The organism is Streptomyces sp. NPDC101225 (assembly GCF_044767585.1).
GTDB lineage: Bacteria > Actinomycetota > Actinomycetes > Streptomycetales > Streptomycetaceae > Streptomyces.
The window spans coordinates 16,085-40,101 of the sequence record NZ_JBIWOE010000063.1 but is presented as its reverse complement, the minus strand read 5'-3'; the positions used below and the strand labels follow the sequence as shown (position 1 = coordinate 40,101).

Annotated in this window: 20 protein-coding genes; 18 read left to right on the top strand and 2 right to left on the bottom strand. The window is 64.9% G+C overall.

The features are described 5' to 3' along the window. Window positions 1-1,099 precede the first annotated feature (1,099 nt). Window positions 1,100-1,390 carry a hypothetical protein gene (locus ACIRPX_RS43130; RefSeq protein WP_404205597.1) on the top strand — a complete coding sequence of 97 codons (291 nt, stop codon included), beginning with the start codon at window positions 1,100-1,102 and terminating at the stop codon, window positions 1,388-1,390. Window positions 1,391-1,410: 20 nt separating this feature from the next. Here the strand turns inward: ACIRPX_RS43130 and ACIRPX_RS43125 are convergent, their stop codons facing one another. Together ACIRPX_RS43125 and ACIRPX_RS43120 are read right to left on the bottom strand one after the other, a co-directional pair. Next, entirely contained in the window at window positions 1,411-1,629 is a 219-nt protein-coding gene (locus ACIRPX_RS43125) for a transposase (RefSeq protein WP_404205602.1), read from the bottom strand. Between the two features lie 21 nt (window positions 1,630-1,650). Then, on the bottom strand, window positions 1,651-2,556 hold the full coding sequence (locus ACIRPX_RS43120) for an AraC family transcriptional regulator (protein ID WP_404205596.1): 906 nt from the start codon (window positions 2,554-2,556) through the stop codon (window positions 1,651-1,653). 238 nt (window positions 2,557-2,794) lie between these two features. Here ACIRPX_RS43120 and ACIRPX_RS43115 point away from each other — a divergent pair, with 238 nt between their 5' ends. The 17 genes from ACIRPX_RS43115 (at window position 2,795) to ACIRPX_RS43035 (ending at window position 23,798) form a co-directional block, all read left to right on the top strand. Continuing rightward, on the top strand, window positions 2,795-4,198 hold the full coding sequence (locus ACIRPX_RS43115) for an amidase (protein ID WP_404205595.1): 1,404 nt from the start codon (window positions 2,795-2,797) through the stop codon (window positions 4,196-4,198). Window positions 4,199-4,781: 583 nt separating this feature from the next. After that, a complete protein-coding gene (locus ACIRPX_RS43110) occupies window positions 4,782-5,543 on the top strand; it encodes an SDR family NAD(P)-dependent oxidoreductase (RefSeq protein WP_404205594.1) in 762 nt (253 codons plus the stop codon). A gap of 41 nt (window positions 5,544-5,584) precedes the next feature. Continuing rightward, complete coding sequence (locus ACIRPX_RS43105) at window positions 5,585-6,745, top strand: acyl-CoA dehydrogenase family protein (RefSeq protein WP_404205593.1); 1,161 nt, start codon at window positions 5,585-5,587, stop codon at window positions 6,743-6,745. 261 nt (window positions 6,746-7,006) lie between these two features. Further along, entirely contained in the window at window positions 7,007-8,113 is a 1,107-nt protein-coding gene (locus ACIRPX_RS43100) for a CaiB/BaiF CoA transferase family protein (RefSeq protein WP_404205592.1), read from the top strand. Between the two features lie 384 nt (window positions 8,114-8,497). Beyond that, window positions 8,498-10,003: a long-chain fatty acid--CoA ligase gene (locus tag ACIRPX_RS43095; RefSeq protein WP_404205591.1), complete on the top strand. Its 1,506-nt coding sequence runs from the start codon at window positions 8,498-8,500 to the stop codon at window positions 10,001-10,003. 84 nt (window positions 10,004-10,087) lie between these two features. Next, a complete protein-coding gene (locus ACIRPX_RS43090) occupies window positions 10,088-11,257 on the top strand; it encodes a thiolase family protein (protein WP_404205590.1) in 1,170 nt (389 codons plus the stop codon). 109 nt (window positions 11,258-11,366) lie between these two features. Further along, complete coding sequence (locus ACIRPX_RS43085; protein WP_404205589.1) at window positions 11,367-12,068, top strand: nitroreductase; 702 nt, start codon at window positions 11,367-11,369, stop codon at window positions 12,066-12,068. Between the two features lie 354 nt (window positions 12,069-12,422). Beyond that, window positions 12,423-13,187, top strand: coding sequence for a crotonase/enoyl-CoA hydratase family protein (locus ACIRPX_RS43080; protein WP_404205587.1), 765 nt, complete (start codon window positions 12,423-12,425; stop codon window positions 13,185-13,187). Window positions 13,188-13,257: 70 nt separating this feature from the next. Then, window positions 13,258-14,337, top strand: coding sequence for an NADP-dependent oxidoreductase (locus tag ACIRPX_RS43075; RefSeq protein ID WP_404205601.1), 1,080 nt, complete (start codon window positions 13,258-13,260; stop codon window positions 14,335-14,337). Between the two features lie 123 nt (window positions 14,338-14,460). Beyond that, window positions 14,461-15,219: an SDR family NAD(P)-dependent oxidoreductase gene (locus ACIRPX_RS43070; RefSeq protein WP_404205586.1), complete on the top strand. Its 759-nt coding sequence runs from the start codon at window positions 14,461-14,463 to the stop codon at window positions 15,217-15,219. A gap of 219 nt (window positions 15,220-15,438) precedes the next feature. Next, entirely contained in the window at window positions 15,439-16,035 is a 597-nt protein-coding gene (locus ACIRPX_RS43065) for a transposase (RefSeq protein ID WP_404205600.1), read from the top strand. Between the two features lie 530 nt (window positions 16,036-16,565). Next, window positions 16,566-17,696, top strand: a complete 1,131-nt coding sequence (locus ACIRPX_RS43060) for an IS630 family transposase (protein WP_404205585.1) — start codon at window positions 16,566-16,568, stop codon at window positions 17,694-17,696. Window positions 17,697-17,717: 21 nt separating this feature from the next. Then, window positions 17,718-18,155, top strand: coding sequence for a cytidine deaminase (locus ACIRPX_RS43055; RefSeq protein ID WP_404205599.1), 438 nt, complete (start codon window positions 17,718-17,720; stop codon window positions 18,153-18,155). Window positions 18,156-18,873: 718 nt separating this feature from the next. Then, complete coding sequence (locus ACIRPX_RS43050; RefSeq protein ID WP_404205584.1) at window positions 18,874-20,058, top strand: sugar ABC transporter substrate-binding protein; 1,185 nt, start codon at window positions 18,874-18,876, stop codon at window positions 20,056-20,058. A gap of 2 nt (window positions 20,059-20,060) precedes the next feature. After that, window positions 20,061-21,578 (top strand): sugar ABC transporter ATP-binding protein, encoded by a 1,518-nt coding sequence (locus tag ACIRPX_RS43045; protein ID WP_404205583.1) that lies wholly within the window; start codon window positions 20,061-20,063, stop codon window positions 21,576-21,578. A 14-nt stretch (window positions 21,579-21,592) separates the two neighbouring features. Next, window positions 21,593-22,618, top strand: coding sequence for an ABC transporter permease (locus tag ACIRPX_RS43040; protein WP_404205582.1), 1,026 nt, complete (start codon window positions 21,593-21,595; stop codon window positions 22,616-22,618). A gap of 913 nt (window positions 22,619-23,531) precedes the next feature. Beyond that, entirely contained in the window at window positions 23,532-23,798 is a 267-nt protein-coding gene (locus tag ACIRPX_RS43035) for a hypothetical protein (RefSeq protein WP_404205580.1), read from the top strand. Window positions 23,799-24,017 lie beyond the last annotated feature (219 nt).

Sequence of the window (24,017 nt, the reverse complement as noted above, 5' to 3'; positions counted from 1 at the left end):
CCCCAATGATCACGAAGCCCGTGCCTGCTCTGGTATGCACCCCAACCGGTCACGGCCCGACCAACCGCCCGACCCCGGAACTCGCCCAAGCCCTGCTTGGTCGCACGGTGGATACCAGGTCCCCGTTTCATCCTTGATCCGAACGCGGGCGTCCTCCCCCAGCACGGCGACGCGACAAGGGGGCACCCTGCTCTGAGGACCCCGGCTGTGTACGAGTGGCTGGTGCGGTACCCGCGCTTCCACCTGCACTTCGCGTTTGATGAACTCCAACAACTCCTGCGGCGCGAACAGGCTGGTGGTGCCACGCGCACGTAGGCGTGGCTCCATTCTGACCAGAGTGAAGTGGGCAAAATCGGCGCGATGCGATAGACGACCTGTATCAGCAGTGAGGTGCCGCGTCCCGATGAACCGCATCATCAGCCTCGCGGCCACCTCGTCGGGAGTGCCGTCCGCTATGGGCACCACGTTGGCGGGGGGGCAGCACGATCCGTTCGGTGTAGGCACCCGGGCCAATGCCCCTCTACACCCGGCGCGAAGGGCATTTCGCCGGTGGCCGCGCAGAGAGCCAACGGGCCCCGGTGTCCATGAAGTTCATGCCAGCGGGGATGTGCACCCGACTCTCTTACCCGGTTCGGCCTCGAGGATCGGCCGGTCCGCGAGCTGCATCTGCTGTGGGCCGCCCAGTTCGATGGCTCGCATGCTGCGTATCTTCCTCCCTCGTCCGCTTTCCTCACGGCCCCTCACATAAAATGGACCATATGGTCCAGAAAGATGGAGAGAAGAGGCCCGTGACCGTCCGGGGGCGAGGGCACCGCGTCTGACCCTAAAGGGCGTGGCGACCCTACGCCGCATTGTGGAGGGCGCGGCCGAGCAGATCCGCGAGCATGGCGCCGCGGGAACGACCCTCGATGACATTCGCGCCCGACTTCCTCGGCGGAAAGGAGGAACTGCTGCTGGCCGTGGCTGCCGCGAGGCTGAACGCGTCCTCGAGGACCAAGAACCGCACCTCGGCGACTTGAGCACGTGGTTGGCCTGGCAGGGCTGACGCGACGCGGTCCTCCGGAAGTGCAAGCAGCAGGGCGCCAATTGTCCGCTCGGAATGCTGATCACCGAGCTGGGCCGTACGCCGGCCGCACAGGCATTCACAAGCCAGTTGATCGATCAGCGGCAGTCAGCCCTGCGTACCGGTATCCAGCGCATGCAGGACGGTGGCGGGGTCGACCGCCAGATGGACGCGGACCGAACGGCGGCCGCACTCGTCACCGCGGTGCAGGGCGGCGTGACCATCCTGATGGCAACGGGCAGCCTCACCCATCTGGAAGCGGCACTCGACACGTCGCTGACCCTGCTGCGCACCGCCGGCCTCGCGCCGCCCAGTGCCGGAACCTAACGGGCCGACGCGCAGCCGCGTCAGTTCTCACCGTGAGGCCGGTGACGCCCAGCGTTATCCGCTCTCCTTCCGAGCAACCCCTTGGGCAGGTTGAGGTCTGGTGCGGAGGGCGGGAGCCTGCAGGCGGTGAGCCAGTCCCGCTCGGCGATGTGACGGCGCATCCCAGCCGTCGGGTGAGTGTTCAAGTCGTCCCAGACCAGCACGACCGGCCGTCGAGCCGCTGGTGGGACGGTCTGGATCAGGTCGCGGTGGTACTGCCCTTAGAGGCTGCTGCGCACCTCCCGCGGCGTCATCCCGAACTCACTGCGAAAGGCGCTGGTGAATGCGCTGGCGCTTCGGAAACCGCAGGAGTGGGCGATGCGCTCGATCGGCCAGGAGCGGTACTGGAGACTTTCGAGACGGCGGCGGGCAAGGGCTAGACGTTCCTCGCGGATCAGCGCCGTGGGGGTTGTACCCGCCGCTTGCAGAATGGCCTGAACATAGCGCAGAGACCAGCCGAGCGCAGAAGCCAGGGTCTGGCTCGAAAGCTGTTCGTCGTCGGCGTTGTTACGGATGTATTGGCGGATCGAGGCCTCGACGCTTCCTCGGTACGTGGAGTCCAGCCCGGGCTCACTGGCGGAGGTCCCCAGCAGACAGAGCAGGTCGACGATGCGGTCACATACCACGTCAAAGGAGATGGCGGTGAGAGTTGCCTGTTCGGCCCTCAGGCCGTCGACCATGTCCCGGACGATGCGGCCGATCCCCTGTGAGCCGTCGTGCAGGAGCACCTTTGACAGATCGGCACCGCGGCTCTCGGCGCGCTGAGTGGGAATCACAAAGGTCGTTGCCGAGAAGTCGGGACCGTGCCACAACTTGAGAGGATGGTCGATCGGGTACAGCGCCATGCCACCGGGCTCCAGTGCATGATGTGAGTTGCCGTCCACAATTGCTCGGCCGCTCACAGGAACGAACAGCTCGACTGTGCCCCTCCCGTCGCGCGCGATGTGGCGCGCCGAACGATCGAACTCAACCTCGCCGCTCCACCACTGCACCATCTGGTACGCACTGGTCGCCTGCCGTTCGAGGCGTCCGCGGAAACCCTCCGGATCAGCGAATGTCAGTCCCATCGCACAGTGAATGGAACTGGTGAGGGCGCTCCACGCGGGCGCGGCGCCCTCCTCGGACATGACCTGCGTCTCGACTGTATACATCTCTGCGGCCCATTCTGACAGGCTGCCGCAACGCCCTGGGCAGCGCGCACATCTCCAAACTTGCAGGTCTCAGCCCCGTCTGCAACCAGTCGTACGCGCAGCGGCCTGTCGCGAGCGCGCACAAACGCCCTCCAGCCCTGACCCACCCGCACCTGCGCGCTTAGCGTCGTGCTATGAGCATCGGCTGATGCGAGAACGTGGTCAGGAGTCAGAAATGCAACAGGAAGTCTTTTATCGTGACGCCACTGAGCTAGCGAGACTGATCCGGGCCAGGGAGCTTTCTCCGATCGAGGTTGTGAGCGCTCATCTTGACCGGATTGCGGCGGTTAATCCGCGCGTCAACGCTATTACAACGCTCATGGCGGATCATGCCCTGGCAAAGGCGAAGCAGGCCGAGGAAGCGGTGTCGCGGGGGGACTCGCTGGGACCGCTGCACGGAGTTCCCTTCACGGTGAAGGACTCGTTCGATGTGGCAGGCTTCCCAGCTACGCGGGGGTCGCGGATCTTCGAGGGAAGGGTTGCCAAGAGCGACGCCACGGTGGTGACGCGGTTTATTGCCGCGGGCGGTATTCCGCTGGCGAAGACCAACCTCCCGGAATTCGCCTACTGGACCGAGTCGGACAACCTTGTCACCGGCTACACGGGCAACCCGTGGAATCTCGAGCGGACGGCCGGCGGTTCCAGCGGCGGCGAATCGGCGGCTATCGCCGCCGGCATGTCGCCTATCGGGCTGGGCAGCGATGTAGCTATCTCTCTGCGCGGCCCTGCCCACAACACCGGTATCGCGGCACTCAAGCCGACACACGGGCTTGTCCCCATGACGGGTCACTGGCCCGAGGTGCCTGGCAGGTATTGGCACGCCGGTCCCATGGCCCGCAGCGTCCGGGATCTCGCCCTCGGGCTCGGCATCCTGGCTGGCCCGGACGGCGTGGACGGATATGCCTCCGCGGCGAGTCCGGGCGCGGTGAACACACGACGTGAGGGACCGCTGAGGGTGGGCTGGCTGATCGAGCCAGGCTTCGGCGTCGTCGACCCCGATGTTGCAGCCGCCGTCGAGCGGGCTGCTCAGGCCTTGGCTGAGCACGGCATCCACATCGAGCCGGTTCATGTCCCGGCGCTGGAGGACCGCAACTGGGTCGAACTGTGCTTCGGCCTCTACGGACCAGAAGTCGGCCCCTACCTGCGGGAGTTCATTGGCGACCGCGACGCGGACCTGCACCCCGTCATCACGGCCACCCTCGCCCTGCCTGAGCCGTCACTCGCCGACTACGTCACGGCAGAACGCGAGGTCGAGCGGCTCAAGTCCGCCTTCGCCGACTACTTCACGGGCTATGACGCGCTGCTGTGCCCGGTGGTGACCATCCCCGCACCGGTGCCCAGCCTCTCGGAGTACGACGTCAACGGCGTCACCATGCCCTACTACGACGTCATGCGGGCCACCGCCCCCTTCAACATCACCGGTCTGCCTGCCCTGGCCGTGCCCTTCGGTGTGACCCGCGACAACCTCCCCATCGGGGTGCAGTTGGTCAGCTCGTGGTTCGCGGAGCAGACGATCCTGGAACTGGGCTCCCTCCTCGAGCCGCACAACGCACTGCACAACCAGCGGCCCCCCCTCTAACCAACCGCATACAGCCAACCCCCTACCACGCAGCCGCACCGCCTCAGGTTTCCTGTCTGCCACCTCCAGGCCACCGCGCGACCGGTTCCAGATCGCGCGGTGGTGCCGTACTGCAGCCGCGCGAGCGTGAGCGGTCAACGCGTCGGCGGTCGACCAGTCGGCCCGCCGCCCGGCCTGCAAGCGCCGGGAGGAGGAACGTATCGGCATACCTTGCCGCTTAACACATCGGACCAGGGACGCCCTTTCCTCGAGAAATGTCGCAGCGGTGCATCTATAGCCCGTTTCAGCTGACTGCAGCTGGTGACGATGCCGAACCAGAGCGCACAGACGTGTCGCGCATGCGCACAGAAACCAAGATTCCTTGACGATTCCTCCATGGTGTTCCTAAATTTAGCGGCGGCTGAATTTGCGGCGATGTGTATGTGTCGGTTTAGGAATCTCCTCGATTGCATCATTACTTTACAGGTGCCGAATGCGGAGGACAGCACCGTCCGCTCATTCCTCGCATCCGCAAGATTTCACTCTGCAGGAAGCGAGGACATCAGCCACCACGAGAATCTGTTCGATCGCAAAGGATGCACTCATGGATATTGCAGGAAAGATTGCACTGGTCACCGGAGGAGCATCCGGCCTTGGCCGGGCCACTGTGGATCAACTGGTGCAGCTGGGTGCACAAGTTGTGGTCATCGACCTCCCGACCTCGGGAGGAGAGGCGCTGGTGAAGGAAAGCGACGGCCAGATCACCTTTGTTCCCGGCGACGTCACAAACGAGTCCCATGCCGAAGAAGCTGTGCATACCGCTGCCGGGCTCGGCGAGCTCGCGGTTGTGGTCAATTGCGCGGGCACCGGTGCGCCCGAGCGTGTGATCGGCCGTGACGGCGCCCAGCCGCTGGCATCGTTTGCCCGGATCGTCAACATCAATCTGATCGGTACATTCAACGTCCTGCGAGTGGCTGCAGCAACGATGGCTGCCCAGGAAAGCTCAGACGAGGACCGCGGGCTCATCGTCAACACGGCGTCGGTGGCGGCTTTTGACGGCCAGATCGGCCAGGCCGCCTACTCGGCGTCGAAGGCAGGTGTCGTCGGCATGACCCTGCCGATCGCCAGGGAACTGGCCCGACACCGTATCCGCGTCGTCACCATCGCGCCCGGTCTGTTCAGGACCCCCCTCTTCAGCACCCTTTCCGACGATGTCATAGCCGCCCTCAGCTCTTCGGTCCCGCACCCCAACCGACTTGGCAAGCCGGAGGAATACGCCCAGCTCGTGGCCAGCATCGTGGGTAACCCGTACCTCAACGGAGAAACCATCCGACTGGACGGTGCAATCCGCATGGCCGCCAAGTGACGTCACAGGCACAAGCCTTGGCCTCCCCCAGGAGTGAGGATATGAAGCGAGGACTGTACGGCCCGGACCATGAGGCTTTCCGTGAGACCGTCAGAGAGTTCGTGGCTCGCGAGGTGATCCCTCACGTCGATCGCTGGGAGAGCCAGCGCCTTATCGACCGGGACGTCTGGCTCACCGCTGGCAAGCAGGGCATCATCGGCCTGTCCAGTCCGCAGCAGTACGGAGGCGGGGGCATAGGTGACTATCGCTTCCGGGCGGTGGTGCTCGAAGAGCTGGCCCGGGCGAACACAGCCTCGCTCGCTTCGAGTTTCAGCCTCCAGGACGACATCGTCATGCCCTACATCATTTCGCTGGGCACTGACGAACAGAGACGTCGCTGGCTGCCGGGGATGAACGCCGGCGAACTGATCGGTGCGATTGCCATGACGGAGCCGGGGACCGGCAGCGATTTGCGTGGCATCCGAACCACGGCCACCAAGGTCGCAGGCGGCTGGCGCGTCACCGGTACCAAGACGTTCATTACCAGCGGGCTTCAGTCGGATCTGGTGATCACCGTTGTACGGACGGACCCGGACCCCAACTCCCGCTCGACAGCGCTCAGTCTGTTGGTGGTTGAACGGGGTATGGAAGGCTTCACGCGCGGGCGAAAGCTGGACAAAGTGGGGCAGTGGGCACAGGACACCGCCGAGCTGTTCTTCGAGGACGTCTTTGTCCCAGACCACAACGTCCTGGGCGAGGTCGGTGACGGACTCGGCCAGTTGATGTCCCACCTGCCGCTGGAACGACTCTCGATCGCCGCGCAGGCGGTGGCTTTTGCGGACGCGATCTTCAAGGGCACTGTGGAGTACACCCGGCAGCGTGAGGCCTTCGGGCGTCCCGTCGCCGACTTTCAGAACACTCGGTTCGTCCTGGCGGAAATGGCGACCGAACTCGATGTAACCCGGGCGTTTGTCGACAAGGCCATTCTGGCGTACAACGAAGGCGTCCTGACCGCGGTCGATGCCGCGAAGGCCAAATGGTGGGCGACCGACGTGCAAAACCGGGCTGTCGACCGCTGCCTCCAACTGCACGGAGGCTACGGATACATGATGGAGTATCCGGTGGCCAGGGCATTCCAGGATGCCAGGGTTCAGAAGATCTACGGTGGCACCAACGAGATCATGAAACATGTCATCGGACGCGACCTGACAGGCCGAGACTAGCGCTCGCCCCGGCGTCCGACAGCGGTCTGCCACATCCCGCGGCTGCCCCTCCCCGCAGGTGAGGAGCAGCGACCAACCCCCATTGCACAGCGGACAGACCTGCCCCATGCCGGCAACTGACCGATCCCGGCATGGGTGGAGCCCGGTCACCGAAAAGTGTGCGGGTGCGGATCTGGAGGCGCCCACACACGCTCCTTGGGAGTCACCATGACAACAGCCCACTCCACCCGCCCCACCCCCGGACACGGCCCTCTCAACGGCGTGACCGTGATCGAACTCGGCGGCATCGGCCCTGGGCCGTTCTGCTCAATGGTCCTGGCTGACCTTGGCGCACACGTCATCCGAGTGGTCAAGCCGGGCAGTGGCGAGTTCAACCCGGTGCTGGACCGCGGTAGGACTGCGATCGAGGCCGACCTCAAGTCGCCGGCCGGTGCTGCTCTCGTACATGCCTTGCTGGCCCGCTCCGACGCGGTCATTGAAGGCTTCCGGCCGGGAGTCGCGGAACGGTTGGGATTCGGCCCTGATGCATTGCAGTCTCTCTTTCCGAGCATGGTCGTGGGGCGGGTCACCGGCTTCGGCCGGAGCGGACCGCTGGCCGACCGGGCCGGCCACGACATCAACTACATTGCGCTCTCCGGGACACTGCACAGCATCGGGCGGAGCGGCGAACGCCCCGTCGTGCCGCTGAATCTGCTTGGCGACTACGGCGGCGGAGGTATGCTCCTCGCCGTCGGCATGGTTGCGGCGCTTCGGCACTCAGCATTGACGGGTGTGGGCCAGGTCGTCGACACCGCCATGGTTGACGGCTCGGCACTGTTGATGGCATTGATCCATGGGATGTCCGCCACCGGTGATTGGCTGCCGGAACGCGGTTCAAACCTCGTGGACACCGGTGCGCCCTTCTATGACACATATGAGTGCGCGGACGGGAAGTTCGTAGCGGTGGGAGCCCTGGAACCGGTGTTTTTCGCGCAGTTCGTCGATGGTCTGGGCCTGACCGGCCACCCGGTTGTTGCCCATCAGAACGACCGCAGCACCTGGCCTGCGATGCGCGAAGAGTTCACCGCTGCGTTCAAGCTCCGGACACGTGACGCGTGGGAGGCGAGGTTCGAGGGCCGTGACGCCTGCGTCACCCCCGTTCTGTCGGTGACCGAAGCCGCCGCGCATCCCCACAACGCGGCCCGAGGTGTCTTCATGGTCGCCTCGGACGGGGCGCAGCATCCAGCTCCCGCACCCCGTTTCTCGGCGACTCCGCTGAGTACGCCTGTCTCTGCAGGCCGGGAACGGCTCGCCCCCGCTGAGGTCTTGCGCGGCCTGGGCTATGCGGAGCACGAGATCGCGAAGCTGTTCCAGGTACCGGCCAGCTGAACGCCATCGGTGTGGCGGCAGCGATCCTCAACTCCCATTCCATGGTGTCAGGTTGACGGGATAATTCTGAGTAGCGGGTAAGTAATTCCACTGCGCATGAAACTGTCGTCAACGCGCATGACCAGCACGTTCGCTTGTTCACTGCCGCGCAGGTGCGTAGCTTGGCAGACAGAGAGAATCGAACTTGACCGGGTGAGCATTTAATGCAGTTTTGAAAGCGACGAAGTGCTGCAATCCATGTAAGTGCCGAGATCAGTTATGACCTGGGATGAGTAAATCTGACGCTGTTGCTTGCTGCCTCTGAGTCGAAGACATCCTGAAGCGCTGCGGGCATTCGTTAACAGGCCTGTCGTCTGCTCTGTCACATAGGTCAAAGGAGACCCAATGTCGAATCTCGCACTGAATCTCTACCGCACCGCACAATCCAGTCCGGATCGTGTTGCCCTGCGGATTGACAAGGCCGAGGTGTCTTACGCGGAACTGGGGCACGCCACCTCCTGCATGGCGCGGACCCTGCTCGATGCTGGTGTGCGACCGGGGGACGCGGTGGGGCTGATGCTGCCGAACGTGCCGCATTTCGCTGTGGCATATCACGCGATCCTCCAGGTCGGCGCGATAGTCGTACCGATGAATGTGCTGCTGAAGGAGCGCGAGGTTGCCCATGCTCTGAACGATTCCGGTGCCGGCCTGATTGTCGTCTGGGCGGACTACGCGGCACAGGCGGAAGCCGGCGCGCGAGCGGCGGGCGCCGCAGTGCACGTCGTAGGTCCCGAGGACTTCCAGCGGCTTCTTGAGGAGGACGCCCCCAGCGTGCCGGTGCAGGAGCGCGCTGACGGCGACACCGCCGTACTCATCTACACCTCGGGGACCACCGGAATCCCCAAGGGGGCAGAGATCACCCACCACGGGATCCGAACGGCGACGCGCGTACTCCGCGACATCTATCGGATCTCCAGTAGCGATGTCCTCCTGGCCACCCTTCCGCTCTTCCACGCCTACGGCCAGGTGAGCGTGATGAACGCGGCCATTCTCGCCGGAGCGGAGATCGTCATGATGCCGCGGTTCCAGCCGGATGAGGCGCTTGCTCTCATCGAACGCCACCGCATTTCGGTCTTCCAGGGCGTTCCCACCATGTTCAACTCCATGACCAGGTCGGAGAACGCCGAAAAGGTCGACACCTCCTCTCTTCGTTGTTGCGTCTCGGGCGGCTCATCCATCCCGCCCGAAGTGCTGCGCTCCTTCCAGGATGCCTTCGGGGACGTGCCCGTCCTCGAAGGCTACGGCCTCTCGGAGACATCGGCGATTACAGCCATCGGGCGCCTGGACCGTCCGCATAAGGTCGGGTCGGTTGGCTTTCCCATCGAGGGCGTCGAGGTGAAGATCACCGACGATTCGGGGACCGACGTACCGGCCGGTACTCGTGGGGAGATCCTCGTCCGCGGTTGGAACGTCGTTCCGCGTTACCACAACATGCCCGAGGCGACGGCCGAGGCCATCCGTGACGGCTGGCTGTACACCGGGGACATCGGTCTGGTCGACGACGACGGCTATGTATTCATCACCGGGCGGAAGAAGGAAATGATCATCCGTGGTGGTTACAACGTGTATCCCCGCGAGATCGAGGACGTCCTGCATCAGCATCCGGCGGTGCGGGAAGCGGCCGTCATAGGCATCCCCGACGAACTGTTCGGCGAGGAGGTCGCAGCGGCGATCGTGCTGCACGAAGGATTCGAGGACCTCGACCTGGGGACGATCCGGGACTTCGTCAAGGAGCGCGTCGCCGCCTACCGGTACCCGCGGCACCTCTGGACCGTCGACGCTCTGCCCCGAAACCCCAGCGGGAAGATCCTCAAGCGCGAGATCCGTCCACCGAAGTCGGTCGGCCGGTAAGACCAACCCGTTTCCGAACTTCCCCCCTGTGCACATTCCATGCCGTCCGCTCGCTGACGGCTGTCAGGAAGGAGCGATCCGCTCATGACCAATGCCGTTGTCGTCGACGCCGTCCGCACACCGGTCGGGAAGCGAGGCGGTTCCCTCGCGGGTATCCACCCTGTGGACCTGTCCGGCCTCGTGCTGCGTGCACTCGCAGAGCGATCCTCGCTCGACCCGCGCGAGATCGATGACGTCGTGTGGGGCTGTGTGACCATGACCGGAGAGCAGGCCGGCAACATCGGTCGCTACGCGGTGCTGGCCGCCGACTGGCCGGAAGAGATTCCGGGTACCACCGTCGACCGGCAGTGCGGATCGTCCCAGCAGGCAGCCGAGTTCGCCGCCGCGGGTGTCATGGCAGGCCACTACGACGTCGTGGTGGCCGGCGGCGTCGAGTCGATGTCCCGCGTGACCATGGGCGCCACCCTGGTGCAGGGGCCCGGCCTGCCCTACGGCCCGCGCGTCGCCGCCCGGTACGGGCAGGACGACTTCAACCAGGGCGTCAGTGCGGAAATTATCGCCGAGCGGTGGGGCTTGGACCGGACGGCACTGGATTCCTTCGCTCTCGAATCGCACGCCCGGGCGGCGGCCGCCGCTGACGCCGGACTCTTCGCGGACCAGATCGTGCCTGTCACCGTGACGGATCCGGACGGCACCGACCGTCAGTTCGCCGCAGATGAGGGAATCCGTCGCGGGGGCACTCTCGAGACGCTGGCCAAGCTTCGACCGGCGTTCCGCGAGGACGGCCTGATCACCGCAGGTAATTCCTCGCAAATATCGGACGGCGCGGCGGCGCTGCTGATCATGAGCGAGGAGAAGGCCCGCAGCCTCGGCCTGCGACCGATGGCCCGATTCCACACCGCCGCGCTAGCTGCAGTCGATCCTGTCACCATGCTCAGCGCCCCCATCCCGGCAACGCAAAAGGCACTCAAGCGTTCCGGACTGGGGATCGCGGACATCGGCGTGTTTGAGGTGAACGAGGCGTTCGCCAGCGTGCCACTGGCCTGGCAGGCCGAGACGGACGCCGACCCGAAGCGGGTGAACCCCAACGGCGGCTCCATCGCCCTAGGCCACCCTCTCGGCGGCTCAGGCGCCCGGATCATGACCGACATGCTTCACCACATGCGCCGAGAGGGCATCCGCTACGGCCTGCAGACGATGTGCGAGGGCGGCGGCGTCGCCAATGCCACGGTGCTGGAGCTGCTGGACCGGTGACCGACGTCGCACAGCTCGAAGGACACAGGAAAGCAATGAATCACTGCGAGCTCATCCACGCGGCCCAGGTGGCAATGCGCCTGGGCCACTGCCCGACGGGGGAGAGCCAATGAGAGAGACCACCTCCCCGCTCGGGCTCGGCAACACTGCATTCGGCGAGATCGTGACGGGACGGTACAGCTGCCGAGGCTTCCAGCCGGACCAGCTCCCGGATGACCAGGTCGAGTACGTCCTACGCGCCGCGCAGCGGACCCCGTCCTGGTACAACGCGCAGGCATGGGAGGTCCATATCGTCCGCGGTGAGGCCAAGGACCGCCTCAGCGAGGCGCTGCTGGCGGCCGCCGACCCCGGCGGCGAGCCCAGCTCGGACTTCCCCTTGCCTACCACATACACCGGTCCCCGACGCGACCGTCGCCGGGCCGCCGGCTTTGGCCTCTACAACGCGGTGGGCATCGCCAGGGACGATTTCGAGGGCCGCGAACGGCAGGCGCGGGAGAACTTCACGTTCTTTGGGGCCGGCCAGGTTGCCATCGTCACGCTGCACGAAGAGCTCGGACCGTATGCCCTCGCGGACGTGGGCGCATACGCCGCGACTTTCTGCTACGCGGCACAGGCGCTCGGGATCGGCACCATCATCCAGGGAGCGATCGGCGTCTACGCCGGCGCGGTCCGCAAGGCGCTCGACATCCCAGTGGAGCAGCGCATCGTGTGCGGGATCTCATTCGGCCGGCCGGACCCGTCCCATCCGGCGAACGGCTTCCGGACCGAGCGGGCCGAGCTTTCCGAGTTCGTCCGCTGGCGCGACAGTTGAGCGCCATCGGACGCCAACGGCCGGCCCTGAGGGTGGCCGGCTGTGAGCCGGAGTCGGGGAAGGCCCTTTGCCTCCGCGGCAATCCCCGACTCCGGTTGCACCAACCGGCGAGCCCGGCCTTGGACCGTCGGAACGAGGGTGGATACGCCTGGTCTCCGGCTGGGGGTGGGTGGCCTTGGCGGCCCGCCCCTTGCCCGCTCCGCCGCACGAGGTGCCGCTCTTGTCATCAACGCATCAGTATTCGCTCAGCATTTCGGCCCCATCCGCCTGACAAAGCGAGATCGGCGATGCGACCCAGGCATGGGTCGAGTGGAGAAATTGAAGCATGCAATTGATCACGAATATGGAGCGAACATGACCGACGCGGTTCTTACCGACTTCGCCGACGGCACGGCAGTCATCACCATCAACCGTCCCGAGACACGCAACGCGCTCAATGCTGAGGTCGCCCGAGGCGTCGCGGCAGCCCTCGACGAGCTGGACGCCCGCGATGACCTGATGATCGGCATCATCACCGGAGCCGGCGGCACCTTCTGCGCAGGCATGGACCTCAAGGCATTTCTTGACGGAGAGACGCCGGACATCCCCGGCCGCGGGCTCGTCGGACTTACCCAAGCCTCCCCGCGCAAGCCGCTGATCGCGGCGGTAGAGGGCTACGCCCTAGCTGGCGGCTGCGAAGTCGCGCTGGCCTGCGACCTTATCGTGGCCGCCGCCGACGCACGTTTTGGACTGCCGGAGGTCAAGCGGGGCTTGATCGCAGCCGCTGGTGGCCTGCTGCGCCTCCCGCAGCGCATCCCACGCCAGGTGGCGATGGAATACGCCCTCACCGGTGAATTCCTCGATGCTCCGCGTGCTCAAACCCTGGGACTGGTCAATCGCCTCTCGCCGAAGGGCGGCGCGCTTGCGGCGGCACACGGACTGGCCAGCCAAATCCGCGCGAACGGCCCGCTGGCTGTTCGCGCGACCAAGTCCATCATCACGCAGTCCGAGGAATGGCCGACCGGGGAAGCGTGGACACGCCAGCAGGCCCTCGTGAACATGGTGTTTGAATCCGAAGACGCCAAGGAAGGCCCTCGAGCCTTCGCAGAGAAGCGCGCCCCACGCTGGACTGGACAGTGACACCCGCCTGAGCAGAGCGCCCCTATGTATTCCGCATGTGGGCAAGGATGTGACTCCAGAAACATTCGACATGAGCACCCGCATGCGGCGAGCAACGTTTCCTGTGCCAAGAATTACCAGGGGACCTTCTGTGTATGCGACACCTGAAGTGAGCCGTGAATGGCGTCTCGTGTCCCGCCCCATGGGACGGCCGAAGCCGCGTGACTTCATGCTCCGAACTGTACCGCTGCCCGCACCAGGCCCGGGCCAGGTCCTGGTGCGTAATCTCATGATGTCGGTGGACCCTTACACATGCGGCAGGGCGCACGAAACAAGGACTGATAGTCCTTCACGCCTACTGGGCGAATCCATTGACGGACCGGCAGTAGGGATAATCGTGGTCTCAGCAGCAAAGGGACTTGCTGCCGGCGACTACGTGACTCACTACCGTGGCTGGTGCGACTATTTGACGCTGCATACCGACCTGGTCACGGCTATCGATGTCACAATGGCCGCGCCCTCCACTTATCTCAGCGTTCTCGGAGACCCGGGGCTTACCGCTTACGCGGGCCTCATTCGGATGGGTGAACTCAAGTCGGGCGACACGGTTTTTGTATCGGGTGCAGCAGATGCGGTGGGCGGAATTGCCGGACAGATCGCCAAACTGAAAGGAGCAGGCCGCGTCGTTGGCAGTGCCGACTCGGACGAGAAGGTCAACCTACTCACCGAGGAATATGGTTTTGACGCCGCCTTCAACTACCAAGGTGGTCCCGCGACCGACCAACTGAAACAGGCGGCGCCCAACGGCATCGACCTATACTTCGATAATGAAGGCGGCGAACATCTCGAGACCGTCATGGAAAACCTTGTTTTAGGGGGGCGGATTGTGATGGCCGAGACGCCATTGCAGCAGACAGCAACCGCGCCCTCGGTCAGCGTCCGCAACCTCCTCCGGCTCGAACCCGAGCGTTTGCGGATCCGGGGCTTGACCCTCAATGATCACACGGACCTACGTCCCGAATTCATACACGAGGCTGGCGCATGGTTGCAGGGCGGAAACCTGCACTACCGCGAGACCATCGTAAACGGGCTGAATAATGCCGTGGATGCCTTCTTCGCAATGATGGAAGGCGCCAACACCGGCAAGATGATCATAAAAATGGACAATTGAGTAGGCACTGCAAATCCGCATGTGGCACCCGACTGCGCATTTTATCGATTCGATCGGCCGTTGATTCTAGGGCCGTCTCGCACACTCGCTGTCGCGGATACAGACCTGTAAACGGAGCTGCATATGAGCATCCTGGACAAATTCCGGCTTGACGGCCAGGTCGCCATTGTTACTGGTGCGACTTCTGGGCTCGGGATCCCTATCGCCTGCGCACTGGCCGAAGCCGGGGCTGACATTGTCCTCGCCGGCCGCCGCGCCGACCGGCTGAAGGGCACAGCCTCACTGGTGCAGGAACGGGGCCGCAGAGCTCTCCGCGTACAGACTGATATTTCTTCCCCGGCCGATTGCCAGGCCCTTGCAAAGGAAGCTGCCATATTCGGCCCGGTCGGCGTGTTGGTCAACAACGCCGGAATTGCTACTGCCATCCCCGCAAGCCGGGAGACTCCCAAGGAATTCCAGTCCGTTCTGGATGTCAACCTATCTGGCGCCTACTGGATGGCGCAGGCCGCCGCCAGCGTGATGAACGACGGGGGCTCTATCATCAACATATCCAGTGCAATCGGTCTGGTGACTGCCGGACTTCCCCAAGCTGCCTACTCTGCCTCCAAGGCGGGCCTGCTCGGGCTGACCCGGGACCTCGCCGGCCAGTGGAGCTCACGCAAAAACATCCGGGTCAACGCCATCACGCCCGGATATTTCATTTCAGAAATGTCGGATACATTCGCCGACGGCTATCTGGAATCCCGGGTGAAGACTCTCCCGATCCCCCGCGTTGGTGACGGCGGGGAGCTGGCGGCAGCGGTTCTCTTCCTTGCCTCCGCCGGGGCTAGCTATATCACAGGGGCTACTCTTACCGTGGACGGAGGGCTGACCATCTCTTGACCGAAGGCGGCGCACGCGCTTTGCAAGGTCGACGCTGCCGTCCCAGTCCGAGTCCGTACTTGTTGCCGGCGCTGAATACACCCGAAGTAGTGCACCACAACTTTTCCTCGTGCCCTGCCCGCCCATGCGGTGGCTGGCGCTCGCGTGCCCCAAGTGATCACTTTCACTGGCTTCCACCTGGCTCCGACAACAGCGGCTGATCGTGTGACTGTTGGCTGTATGTGGTCATCATGGGGAAGCGTCCGTCACGGCTGGATCGTGCCAGGTGAACTGTGGTCGCTGATCGAGCCGTTGCTCCCCGAACCAGCATCGAAGCCCCTCGGGGGAGGGCCACGGTCGTCCGACCGGCAGGCGCTGTGCGGGGTCTTGTTCGTGCTGCGTACCGGCATCCAATGGGAGTACCTGACGCAGGAGTTGGGCCCCGGCTCGGAAGGTGACCGGCTGGTCGGCGTCTGGGACCAGCTGCATCAGGTCCTGCTCAGGAGCTGGATCGAAGAAGCACTGGACTGGGCGCCGGGCGGTGATCGACTCCTCCCACGCGCGAGCTGCCTGCCGGGCCCAAACCGGGCTCAGCCCGCTCGACCGTGCACGGCCGGGCCTGGCGGCTCGGTGGCGCCCGCTGGAGCAGTTCATGCACGATGTCGGCAGGTGCGGCCGCACCGTAGACCTCGCCCTCGACGGCTTCACCGGCTCCGGGGCCGTCATTCTGCCGGAGCACAAGGAGTACCTCTTGGACGGGGATACCGACATCACTTCCCCGCACGAGACCGTGGGGACGGAGCCGGACGATATCGTCTCCCGGGTCCGCATGCGTGACATCAGCCAGGTGCTCCTGGCCGGCATGGCCGCCGGCCTCGGGGCACCGAAGGCCCCCACGGAACTGCTGGAACGAGGTTCGAGGCCGTGGGTCGTCCGCGACGCCACAGTCGGACCACACCCTTCCGAGAGTGGGGCTTCAAACTGCCTCACGAGGCACCGCTGTGCTGCCGGTGCCCCCGCTCGAGGCACCCTGGACGCGCCGATTCCATCGGCCCCGGTCACCGACCGGCTCGACGAGATCATGAGCGTCTACGGCACCCCCTCGAGGAACTCCTCCACGAGGAATGCGGTGACGGCATCAGGAGCGCCATCGACTTCCGCACGGAGGCATGGAGGTATCCGTCAGCAGGACGACGCCGGAGACCATGTCGGGATCACCATGAACGGCAAGTTCTTGCCCTGCAAGGCCTATCGAGGGCCCGCGCCGAGGTCCCCTAGTGCCGAAGCAGGCAACGTTTGCCCTGTTGTGATGCGACGCGCCGTCCCGGTGCTGTGCCAGGCGGCGCGTGTCCCGTCACCCTGTCCGGGTGGCTGAACGAGTACGTGTACGTGAGATCGACGATGACGAGGGCAGACGGCTGCTTCGGATCATCCGCCGGGGAACCGGGTCGGTGGTGACCTGGCGGCGCGCCCAGATGGTCCTGCTCTCCGCCCAGGGCATGCCGGTGGCGAAGATCGCCGAAGTGACGTTCACCAGCGCGGACCGGGTCCGGGATGTGATCCACAACTTCAACGCCGACGGCTTCGACTCGCTGTATCCGAAGTACAAGGGCGGCCGGCCCAAGACCTTCACCCTGCCCGAGCGGCGCGAGATCAAGAAGATCGCGAAGTCCAAGCCGACCGAACACAACCTGCCCTTTTCAACCTGGAGTCTGACCAAGCTGGCGGACTTCCTGGTCGCCGAGGGGGTGGTCGACGACATCAGCCACGAGGGCCTGCGCATCCTGCTCCGTGAGGAAGGCGTCTCCTTTCAACGCATAAAGACCTGGAAGACCTCCAAGGATCCTGACTACGCGGCCAAGAAGGCCCGCGTCGAACACCTCTACGCGATCGCCGACGGCGAGGTCATACCCGAGGCGGACGAGCCCGAAGTCGTCTTCTGCATGGACGAGTTCGGACCGCTCAACCTGATGCCGCACCCGGGCCGGCAGTGGGCCGAGCGCTCCGGCAAGCACAAGGACCCCGACCGCGAACCACGCCGCAGGCGGCGGGCGACCTACAACCGCTACGGCGGAGTACGGCACCTGTTCGCCGCCCTGGACCTGGCCAAGGACAAGCTCTACGGCCACATCAAGCCGGTCAAGAGGCGCACCCAGTTCCTGGAGTTCTGCCGCTACCTACGCACCCTCTACCCGCCCCAGGTCCGTATCGCGATCGTCTGTGACAACTCCCCTCATCTGACCACGAAGAAGTGCCGGCGGGTTGGCACCTGGGCGGCAGCGAACAATGTCGAGATCGCCTACACCCCGACCAACAGCTCCTGGCTCAACCGCATAGAAGCCCAGTTCACCGCCCTGCGCTACTTCACCCTCGACGGCACCGACCACGCCAGTCACAAGGAGCAGGGCAGCATGATCCGCCGCTACATCATCTGGCGAAACCGCCACGCAGACGACCGGCGCCTGCGCGCCGTCGTGGACAGGGCCAACATCGCCTGAAACCGCATGAAGGCAGAGAAGATGACCACACCGACCGACCGTGTCGACCACGAGCTGATCCAGGCAGCGGCGCACGTCGCGGCCACACGCTGCCGCGGCGACAACCACACCATGGCGGCCGCGGCCCGCGCCCGAGACGGCCGGATCGTCACTGCGGTGAACGCCTATCACTTCACCGGAGGACCCTGCGCGGAGCTGGTCCTGATCGGCACCGCTGCCGCCCAGGGCGCCTATGACCTGGACACCATCGTCGCCGTGGGTGACCGCGACCGAGGCGTCGTGCCCCCATGCGGCCGCTGCCGCCAAGTCCTTCTTGACTACTTCCCAGCGCTGAAGGTCATCGTCGGGACAAACGACGGCCTCCGGATGGTGCCCGTCACCGACCTGCTTCCCGAAAGCTACATCTGGGCGGACCACCAGCTCGACGCTGAGGAGAGCACACCACTCAGCACGAGCTGACGCCCCAAGCGGTTACAGGGCAAACGTTGCCTGCTGCGGCACTAGCTCGCAGCCTCCCGGTGCCCAGCACGGCCCGGTGGACAACCGGCAGGAGGCTCCGTTCACCGAATGAACCCATGAGTCGCATGCGAAGCAAAAAGGCCTGCGCTGCAGGGGAGTTGAGATACGCCGACCCAGGAGTAGCTGAAGGGGCGGTCACCGGGCAGCCGACTTTCCGGTGCCAGTTCTCCGTGAACCGCCACATCACCAGCACGTCACACGTCGCCCGTGCCGCGAGGGTTCACACGGCAGAACTTGAACAGCCGCAACGCACGTCACCTGGTTCACGGCAGCCTTGATTTCCATGTAAATTACACGATTGCTCTCCATGTAGGACAGTGCGTCTGCAAGCAAGCGCCATGCGCTTTTCGGACAGCCGTTGCCATAAGGCCTAGCTACGGTTGCCTGACTCGGATGAGGCGCCCTGCAGCGCAGCGGATGTTCTTCTGCCACAGCTGGTACTTCTCATCCGGCCCATTCATTGCACAAAGGTGTGCCAGTAGCTCGGACCGAAGGAGCGGCATCACCAGGCGCGCCTGGCCGTGCGGAGGAATCACCCCTGCCGCATATCCAGGCGCCGAAAAGCTTTGAGCGAGACGTCGTGCAGGATCGGGCTGCTACCACAGCCGAACTTCGGCATACGTCTCGAGTCGCTCACTTCGACTGAGGAGATGCCGGGATGCGCCCCTACGCACGTACCTTCTTGAGGTACCTGGCCGTGCTGTTGACTTTCCCCCTGCTCGCATTGGCCACTGCCTGCGGCGCGAGCCAGAACACCGGCGGCCAGGCGGCAGGAGCCGCCTCAACGACGAATGTGGCCAAGGCAGCCGCATTCGTGAAGCAGTACATGAACACCGACGAGCGAGCGCTTCCTACCAGTGCGCCCAGACCACAGCGCGGCAAGAAGGTCTGGATCATCTCCTGCAGCCAGGCAGCAGAAGCATGCCAGCACAGTACCAACGGGATGGTCGAGGCAGGCCGGCTCGTGGGCTGGGACACGACCATCTTCGACGGAAAAGGCGACCCGGCGAACTACTCCCGTGGTGTGCGCACAGCCGTGGCCAGCAAGGCCGACGCAATCGTCCTCGTGGCCGTTGACTGCTCCGCAGTCAAGGCACCGCTGCAGGAGGCGCGCCAGGCCGGCGTGAAGATCTTCAGCATCTACAGCGTCGACTGCAACCAGCCCTTCGGCGGCGGCGGCGCTCGCCTTTTCGACGGCCAAGTTGACTGGGGTCCGAAATTCGGCTCCATGGCGGGCTCGATCGAGAACTCGTTTGCCCGGCTGATGGCCGAATACACAATCTGGAAGACAAACGGCAAGGCAAACATCATCGCCATCACCGAGGATGATTTGAGCATCGTCCACCAGACCTATGTCGGGTATCTGCGCTGGATCAAGACCGACTGCCCGTCCTGCAAGGTGACCGAGCTTCCCATCGCCTTCTCGGATCTTCTGCAAGGCAAGCTGCAGGCGAAGGTCTCCTCCGTGCTCACCCAGAACCCTCAGGCCAACGTGGTCATGGCTCCCTACGATGCCCTCGTCGTCGGCGGCGTCGCCGCGGCGGTGCAGGGCTCGGGCCGAGACAAGCAGATCCTTCTGACCGGTGGTGAAGGATTCGCCGCCAACGTTCAGATGATCCGCAATGGCACAGGCCAGGACTTCGCCGCCGGCGCGCCGAGCCGCTGGGCCGGGTTCGCCGCCGTCGACCAACTCAACCGGCTCTTCCATGGGCAGCCCACCGTCGACGAGGGCATCGGCCAGGCGGTCATCGACAAGGACCACAACCTTCCGACCAAGACTCCCTTCTATGACGGGAAGGCCGACTACGAGGCCAACTTCCGCAAGATCTGGGGGGTGAAGTAGGCATGGACGTGGCGCTGCACGCCGAGCGGCTGTCGAAGACCTTCCCCGGCAACCGTGCGCTGGACAACGTGTCGCTGCAGGTGCGCCGAGGCGAAGTGCATGCGCTGGCGGGAGGGAACGGCTGTGGGAAGTCGACGCTGATCAAGGTCCTGGCCGGAGTTCACCGGGGCGATCCCGGTGGAACCATCACGGTCCACGGACAGCAGACGACCTCGGACGCCATCACTCCGGAGTGGGCACGGCGGACCGGCATGCGTTTCGTCCATCAGGACCTCGGACTTTTCAATCATCTGACCGTTGCGGAGAACGTCTTCACCAGTTCGGACTACCCCAAGCGCTTCGGCCACATCGACTGGGGCCGGGTGCGGCGAGAGGCTGCTGCAACGCTGGAACGGTTGAACATTCGGGTCCCCCCAACTCGCCTGCTGGGTGACCTGCGGCCGGCTGAGCGCACCCTTGTGGCCATCGCTCGTGCCCTGCACGGCGGCGCGCAGGACGGCCATGTGCTCGTGCTCGACGAGCCCACAGCCCCGCTGCCTGCCGCTGAGGTGGACATGTTGTTGGAGGCAGTCCGCCGGTTTGCGGCAGCCGGTGAGGCGATCGTGTACGTATCGCATCGCCTAGACGAGATCCTCGACGTCTGTGATCGGGTGACCGTACTGCGCGACGGCCAATACATCACCGAACGCGAGACCCGTGAAATGACTCAGTCCTCGCTGGTGGCCGACATTGTGGGCGGATCGATCGACTCGGTCTACCCGGACATGCCGCCGGTGCGGGAGGCAGCGCCCATACTCTCGGTTCGCGGCCTCTCCGGCGGACCACTCACCGATGTCAGCTTCACCCTGCGCCCCGGAGAAGTACTCGGCATCGCGGGGTTGGTCGGTTCAGGCCGCAGCGCGTTGCTCGAGATGCTCTTCGGTGTCCGGCCGCGCGCTGCCGGCGAAGTCATCGTCGACGGGCAGCCTGTGTCCGCCACGTCGCCGCGGGAGGCGATGCGGGCGCGGTTCGCCTATGTGCCGGAGAACCGAGCGCGAGACGCCGCGTTCCTCGACCTCGGGATCCCCGAGAACATGTCGGCCGCAGACCCGGGCCGTTACTCGCGAAACGGCATCTTCCGTCACCGACAGGAACGGGCCGCCGCACTGAACGACATCACCGCGATGAACATTCGCACTCCCTCGGTAACAGCCACTGTCGATCAGTTGTCTGGCGGGAACCAGCAGAAGGTGATCCTCGGCCGGTGGTTGCGCCAGGACGCTCTGGTGCTGCTGCTGGATGAGCCCACCCAAGGTGTCGATATCGGATCGCGTTCCGAGATCTACCAGCACGTCCGCACTGCCGTGGCCAGGGGCGCAGCCGCCATCGTCGTCAGCTCTGACTTCGAGGAACTCGCGAACGTCAGTGACCGTGTGCTGATCCTTTCCAACGGCAGGATCGCCGCCGAGAAAGAGTCAGATATAAACCGTGAATGGATCACGGAACAGGTCTTTCTCGGTATGAGATCAGGAGTTCAGTGATGACTATTAATGACGTGAACACGGCGTCCCAAGACGCAATCCCAGCCCCTGCCGAACGGCCGTCGTTGCAAAGAACTTCCTCCCTTGCCTGGTTTGCCGAACGCTACGCACTCGTGGCTCTTTTGCTGGCACTGGTGATCTTCTTTGCAGTCTATTCCGGCACCTCGGAAACATTCCTCACCGCGGTGAACTTGCGCAATGTCGCGGGCAATGAATCCGTTATCGCACTGGCCGCGCTCGCAGCGATGGTGCCCTTGATCTCGGGCCAGTTCGACGTATCAGTGGGCGCCGTGCTCGGTATGGCGCAGATCGTGACTGCCAGCGCCATGGCGCACGGGCTGCCCCTCTACCTTGCCGTGGTCATCGCACTGATCTGCGCCGCGATCGTGGGACTGGTGAATGGCTGGCTGGTCGCCTACATCGGTACCAACTCCTTCATCATCACCCTCGCCTCAGCCACCCTCGTAGGGGGGCTCGTCTCCCTCTACAGCCACGACCAGGTAATCCTCCAAGGCATCTCACCATCACTGGTGGCTTTCGGGTCCCTGAACTTCCTCGGAATCCCCCGGGTGGTGTGGCTGGTCGGCGCAGCGGCTCTGATCCTCGGATACGGTCTGGGATGGACGGTTCCCGGCCGTGTCCTTACCTCGGTCGGTTCTAACGCCCGCGCCGCAGGACTGGTCGGCATGCCGGTCAAGCGTGCCGTCCTCTCAAGCTTTGTGGTCTGCGCACTACTTGCAGGAATCGCCGGCGTCCTCCAGGTCGCCCGTACCGGCACCGGGAACCCCGCGATCGGAAGCTCCTACACGCTGTCCGCGCTCTCCGCGGCCTTCCTCGGGGCCACGACCCTGCGGCCGGGACGGTTCAACGTCGCCGGCACCCTGGTGGGCGTGGCTTTCGTCGCTCTCAGCGTGAACGGTCTCACCCTCGCCGGTGTCGCCGACTGGGTCGACCCGGTATTCACCGGCGCGGCTCTCACCATCGCAGTCGCCGTCTCAACCGTATTCGGCCGACAGCGCGGCACTCAGCGAACGCTATAACCGCTCAAAGCGTCGACGCCGCCACCGACGCACCTGCACGGTCCACCGGCCGATCACCGCACGTGCGCCGCTGCCGGTCTCCAGGGCAAGCCATACGGCACTGCCGACTGCAAACTCCACTTGGCGTTAATACGGCCAGGCTTGGTGTTCCGCGGCACGCTTGACTGGTCGGCAAGGACGAAGGCCTTCTTCGCGTTCGCTTCTCCCTCGCCCAGTAGACGGCCGAAGCCCGGTGGACGGCCAAGCCGGTGAGATAGGCAACGGGCGGGCCGTGGATGGTAAGCAGGCCGATCGGCAGAGCGGCACCGCCATGATGAAGTCGACGGCCACAGAACGTCGTCGGACAACGCCAGCACGTCGCCGCTCAGCCGCAGGAGCTCAGTCTCGTCGTCCAGGATCCGGCGGGACAGTCTCTCGCCTTGGCGCGTTGATCACCACGATGTGGTGGCGCGTCTTGCCGATGTCTACCGGGCCCAGATCTCGGGCACAGCGAGAGCTCCGCCAGCTCGTCGTGCATCGATCCCGCAGACGACCTCGCCAGCGTTGTCCTACAGCAGCGGTCGAGTCGGGTCTCCCAACTGGCGGTCGAGTCGTCGCCGAGAGCCCCGGGCAGTCAAATCCCGTAAGCGATCGTCCGAGTGATCAGATCAGCTCGTCTTGAAAGGTAGGGCAACCCCTGGGCGCCTGAAACGCCCTCAGGAAACGATGGGTGTGGGCTACGGCTTCAAGCGCGTGGGCCCGATGTCCACCTGCGCCGCCCCGCAGGCTCCCGGTGCCGGGTCGGCAACAGCAAGGTGGCCATCTAACACCACACCGCTCCTTTCCGCCTCGCGCCTCAACTCGCCACGGCCCCCAGCGTGTCGACCCCCGCCGTACGCAAGTCGGGGTCTGTGTGGACGGCGCTACCCAGGCCGTGAGCGCTGGCGCCGAACCGGCCGGAGGTGTCCACCTCGGGTACGCCCGCGCCTCGACCGTCCGGCAGTCCCTCGATGCACGCTCGACTTCCTCGCTGCGGCTGGGTGACGCTTTTTCGGAGGAGATCTTCACCCCTGCCTCCCGGCACCCCGAGCTGGATGCCGCCGTGAAGCCTGCCGGGGAGATCCACACCTCTGGCATCGCCGTGACCCTCAAGCGCAAACGGCTCGACCGCGGCATCGAACTCGCCATGCTCGCCGAATAGCTGAAGGCCGGCGACGGCGACCCGGAGTTTCTCTCCGGGGAGCTGGAGGGCTCGCACGACCCCTCCGGGCCGTGTCCGTACTGGCGGCCATGTCCGGTGGAGCGCGAGGACATCCGCGGGCGCATCCTGGAAGGCCACGAGTTCGCCCGCAAGCGTGGCAGACCATCGGGCGGCGCTCGTGTCGCAGACGACGACCTGCTGTCCATGGCTCTTCACCTG

What these genes read in the sequence shown, in the direction of transcription:
- ACIRPX_RS43055 (WP_404205599.1), top strand. Translation starts at nt 17,718, where the DNA reads ATGACCACACCGACCGACCGTGTCGACCACGAGCTGATCCAGGCAGCG.
- ACIRPX_RS43050 (WP_404205584.1), top strand. Translation starts at nt 18,874, where the DNA reads ATGCGCCCCTACGCACGTACCTTCTTGAGGTACCTGGCCGTGCTGTTG.
- ACIRPX_RS43130 (WP_404205597.1), top strand. Translation starts at nt 1,100, where the DNA reads ATGCTGATCACCGAGCTGGGCCGTACGCCGGCCGCACAGGCATTCACA.
- ACIRPX_RS43065 (WP_404205600.1), top strand. Translation starts at nt 15,439, where the DNA reads ATGTGGTCATCATGGGGAAGCGTCCGTCACGGCTGGATCGTGCCAGGT.
- ACIRPX_RS43120 (WP_404205596.1), bottom strand. Translation starts at nt 2,556, where the DNA reads ATGTCCGAGGAGGGCGCCGCGCCCGCGTGGAGCGCCCTCACCAGTTCC.
- ACIRPX_RS43085 (WP_404205589.1), top strand. Translation starts at nt 11,367, where the DNA reads ATGAGAGAGACCACCTCCCCGCTCGGGCTCGGCAACACTGCATTCGGC.
- ACIRPX_RS43045 (WP_404205583.1), top strand. Translation starts at nt 20,061, where the DNA reads ATGGACGTGGCGCTGCACGCCGAGCGGCTGTCGAAGACCTTCCCCGGC.
- ACIRPX_RS43090 (WP_404205590.1), top strand. Translation starts at nt 10,088, where the DNA reads ATGACCAATGCCGTTGTCGTCGACGCCGTCCGCACACCGGTCGGGAAG.
- ACIRPX_RS43115 (WP_404205595.1), top strand. Translation starts at nt 2,795, where the DNA reads ATGCAACAGGAAGTCTTTTATCGTGACGCCACTGAGCTAGCGAGACTG.
- ACIRPX_RS43080 (WP_404205587.1), top strand. Translation starts at nt 12,423, where the DNA reads ATGACCGACGCGGTTCTTACCGACTTCGCCGACGGCACGGCAGTCATC.
- ACIRPX_RS43110 (WP_404205594.1), top strand. Translation starts at nt 4,782, where the DNA reads ATGGATATTGCAGGAAAGATTGCACTGGTCACCGGAGGAGCATCCGGC.
- ACIRPX_RS43075 (WP_404205601.1), top strand. Translation starts at nt 13,258, where the DNA reads ATGAGCACCCGCATGCGGCGAGCAACGTTTCCTGTGCCAAGAATTACC.
- ACIRPX_RS43070 (WP_404205586.1), top strand. Translation starts at nt 14,461, where the DNA reads ATGAGCATCCTGGACAAATTCCGGCTTGACGGCCAGGTCGCCATTGTT.
- ACIRPX_RS43095 (WP_404205591.1), top strand. Translation starts at nt 8,498, where the DNA reads ATGTCGAATCTCGCACTGAATCTCTACCGCACCGCACAATCCAGTCCG.
- ACIRPX_RS43105 (WP_404205593.1), top strand. Translation starts at nt 5,585, where the DNA reads ATGAAGCGAGGACTGTACGGCCCGGACCATGAGGCTTTCCGTGAGACC.